The sequence below is a fragment of the Streptomyces sp. NBRC 110611 genome (assembly GCF_001590865.1).
Taxonomy (GTDB): Bacteria; Actinomycetota; Actinomycetes; order Streptomycetales; family Streptomycetaceae; genus Streptomyces.
The window spans coordinates 1-1041 of the sequence record NZ_BBUY01000088.1 but is presented as its reverse complement, the minus strand read 5'-3'; the positions used below and the strand labels follow the sequence as shown (position 1 = coordinate 1041).

The window sequence follows — 1041 nt, the reverse complement described above, 5'->3', positions numbered from 1 at the left end:
CCATGGCGGTTCTGTGTAAACCGGCAATCGAGGTCCCTGAATACGTCATCACCCAGGAAGACACCCTCGAACTGGCACGACGTCTGCACAAGGACCATGCGGAGCTGAAGCTGGTCCTCCGGCTGATCGAGCACACCGGCGTCCTCACCCGGCATCTGATCCAGCCGATCGACAAGGTCCTCAAACACCCGGGGCTGGACGCCCGGACCACGATCTACGAAGAGGAGTCCAAGGCCCGCGTCCCCTCCGTGGTGCGCCAGGCGCTCGACCAGGCGGAGCTGGAGTCCCGGCAGATCGACCTGATCATCTACGTGTCGTGCACCGGGTTCCTGATGCCGTCACTGACCGCCTGGCTGATCAACACCCTGGGCTTCCGGGAAGAGACCCGGCAGATCCCCATAGCGCAGCTCGGCTGCGCGGCCGGAGGCGCCGCGATAAACCGGGCGCACGACTTCTGCACCGCCTACCCCGACGCCAATGTGCTCATCGTGGCCTGCGAGTTCTGCTCGCTGTGCTACCAGCCCACCGACCTGGGCGTCGGATCGCTGCTGTCCAACGGCCTGTTCGGCGACGCCGTCGCCGCCGCCGTGGTCCGCGGCAAGGGCGGCACCGGTGTCCGGCTGGAGCGCAACGGTTCCTACCTCATCCCGCACACCGAGGACTGGATCTCCTACGCGGTGCGCCCCACCGGCTTCCACTTCCTGCTGGACAAGCGCGTGCCCGGCACCATGGAGCCGCTCGCCCCGGCCCTGCGTGCGGTCGCCGAGGAGCACCACTGGGACGCGGGTGACCTGGACTTCTACATCGTCCACGCGGGCGGCCCGCGCATCCTGGACGACCTGTGCCGCTTCCTGGAAGTGCCGCACGAGGCCTTCCGCTTCAGCCGGGCCACGCTGACCGAGTACGGCAACATCGCCAGCGCGGTGGTCCTCGACGCCCTGGCTCGCATGTTCGACGAGGCCTCCCCCGAAGAAGGGCACCGCGGCCTGCTGGCCGGCTTCGGGCCGGGCATCACCGCCGAGATGGCCCTGGGCACCTGGG

1 protein-coding gene is annotated in these 1041 nt (G+C 68.4%); it reads left to right on the top strand.

Going from position 1 to position 1041, the window contains the following annotated elements; genetic code table 11:
* Positions 1-2 precede the first annotated feature (2 nt).
* Positions 3-1041 (top strand): type III polyketide synthase (locus tag AZE13_RS33475; RefSeq protein WP_066940592.1); only part of this gene is annotated, 1039 nt, incomplete at its 3' end.